Consider the following 2,973-nt stretch of genomic DNA (forward strand, 5'->3'; position numbering starts at 1 on the left):
CTTTATATCCCTCAGGATTGATCGCACAGCCAGGATTTAAATTGAAATCACCAGTTGACCTCACCGTGGTATTTTGCGAGAATGCCAGTGTTGTTGGAGCTGCCGCAGTGCCCGCTTTAAAGTTGACGCCTGCCACATTCACCACCGCTTGCGTGAACCTGACCTTACTACTGGCCTTTATAGTGATGAGACCAAAGATATTCCCGCTGAGCGTAATATTACAATTGGCGCCAATGGTCACGCTCCTGTAATTACCATTCAATGTACCGGTTGAATTATCTTGCACGGTGATATTCGACAAGCTGCTTGTACTGGTTGTATTGTACTGCATGGTTGGCAGGGTTACCGCCGCTGGTGTATTGTATCTTATCGGCACATTTGCACTTGCATTGATATTGAGGTTCTTTGCCTTTACGAAAGCGCCAGGCGATGCTACGGAAGTAGTTTGAGCTATTGTGATGGAGCCCGTAGTACCGGTGACGCCAATACTTCCACTCTGTACGTTATTATTCCTGGCAAGATCTACACTACTGGTTCCCAGGATAGAATAACTACTTGACACTGCCTGAGGATCGTAGTTATAAGTTGCAGAACCGGTGCAACCGCTTGTGCTTGTTACCACCACGCTGTAATTGCCGGCAGCATTTGCTGTGCCCAGTTTCACGGTTTGTGTAGTGGCGTTGGTTGACCACAGGTATGACTGAACAGGTGCTGATGAATTGGCGGTGAGGGTAACCCCATTACAGAAGTCATTCGTTGCATCTGAAGCAGTAATGGTTACCGTTGGCCCACCCGAACCCATTGTTATTGTTGCAATGCCTGAATTGACCGTTGTTGCACAACCACTGATCACCGCCCGGTATTGCGTGGTTTGGGTTAAGTTCGAGTATGACTGGGTTGTAGTCGTATTCGCGATATCGGTCCAGGTGCTGCCGCTATTGACTGAGGACTGCCATTTAACAATGCTGCCTGAATAACCCGAAAGGGTAAGTGTGCCATTGTTGCTGCCGCCGCAAACCATTGTACTGCCTGAGATGGTACCGCCTGCAGGCGCGCCATTGATAGTAATGGTAGCCACTGATGAATTGGCCGGAGTACATACACCACTTAACACCACTGCACGGTATTGGGTTGTTTGGGTGAGGTTGGTATACGTTTGTGTAGTGTTTGTATTACTGATCGTTGTCCAGTTTGTACCATTATCGATAGAAGATTCCCAACGGATCACACTTCCGGTTTGGCCCGACAAGGTAAGTGTACCGCCGTTGCTTCCTGAGCAGGCTGTTGTACTGCCACTCACTGTTCCGCCTACTGAAGTCGGGGTAACGGTGATGGTTGCGATACTGGAATTGGTAGTAGAACAACCACCGATAACGGCCCGGTAAAGCGTGCTTTGTGTCAGGTTGCTGTAAGACTGCGAAGTAGTTGTATTCGCGATGTCTGTCCAGCTGCCTCCGCTATTGGTGGAGAGCTGCCATTTGATAATAGTGCCTGCATAACCCGACAAGCTCAAGGTGCCACTATTAATCCCGGTACAAACCGATGTGCTGCCGCTTACCGTTCCACCTGCTGCTGATACATTTACTGTAATAGTTGCCGGAGCTGAAATGGCTGAAGTACAGGAACCACTTTGCACCACTGCATGGTATTGGGTTGTTTGGGTGAGATTGGTATAAGACAGGGTAGTGGTAGTATTGTTGATGGTTGACCAGTTGGTTCCGTTATCGGTTGACGATTCCCAACGGATCACACTTCCGGTTTGGCCAGACAAAGTTACCGATCCGCTGTTGCTGCCAGAGCAAACGCCGGTACTGCCACTTACTGTTCCACCAACTGATGCAGCGTTCATGGTAATAGTCGCAGCAGTTGAATTGGCCGGGTTGCAACTGCCAACCTGCACCACTGCGCGGAATTGCGTAGCCTGGGTCAGGTTGGTATAGGTAAGTGATGTAGTTGTATTACTGATCGGTGTCCAGTTTGTGCCACCATCGGTTGAGGATTCCCACCGGATCACACTTCCTGTTTCACCAGACAAGTTACACGTGCCGTTGTTGCTGCCTGAACATACAGCTGTACTTCCATTTACGGAGCCGCCTATTGAGCCGGCAGAAACTGTTGCCGTAGTGGTAGTATTTGCCGTACAACCACCTGCGCCGGTCACCGTTACTGTATAGGTTCCACTGGCTGCAGCTGTTGTTCCGGTGATAGTTGGGTTCTGTTGGGTTGAAGTGAAACTGTTCGGGCCTGTCCAGCTATACGATACCCCACCCCCTGCGAACAGGGTTAATGTAGATCCTGTACATACCGGTGTGTTGCTCGATGCGGTTGGCACGACTGTAGTATTTACTGTAACACTTGTTGTAGTGGTTGCCGAACATCCGGCTGCGTTGGTAACGGTTACCGTATAGGTTCCACCGTTTGCGGCCGTTGCAGTGGAAATGGTCGGATTGGGTTGCTGTGAGCTGAATCCGTTCGGCCCGCTCCAGCTATACGACACGCCGCCGCTGGCGAACAGGTTCAATGCGCCGCCTGTACAAACAGGTGTGTTGCTCGATGCATTGGCTGCCGGAGCTGCATTCACTGTTACGTCTGTTGTGGTCGTTGCTATACATCCGGTTGCGGTGGTCACTGTTACCGTATAAGTACCGCTGGCTGCACCTGTGGTATTGGCAATTACCGGGTTCTGTTGGGTTGAAGAGAATCCGTTCGGTCCGTTCCAGACATACGATACACCGCCGCTGGCAAGCAGGTTCAATGTATTTCCTGTACAAACAGGGCTGTTGCTCGATGCGCCAGCCGATACGGCCCCATTTACTGTTACATTTATTGTAGTTGATGCCGAACAGCCGGCTGCATTGGTCACGGATACTGTATAGGCGCCACCGGCTGATGCTGTTACATTGGCAATGACCGGGTTCTGTTGGGTTGAAGAGAATCCATTCGGCCCACTCCAGCTATACGATACACCACCAC

General features: G+C 50.5%; 1 protein-coding gene. It reads right to left on the reverse strand.

What is annotated here, in order from left to right; translation table 11 throughout:
* Positions 1-2,973 (reverse strand): beta strand repeat-containing protein (locus ACJ751_RS21080; protein ID WP_407747495.1); only part of this gene is annotated, 2,973 nt, incomplete at both ends.

The organism is Niastella sp. (assembly GCF_045805085.1).
Lineage (GTDB): Bacteria > Bacteroidota > Bacteroidia > Chitinophagales > Chitinophagaceae > Niastella.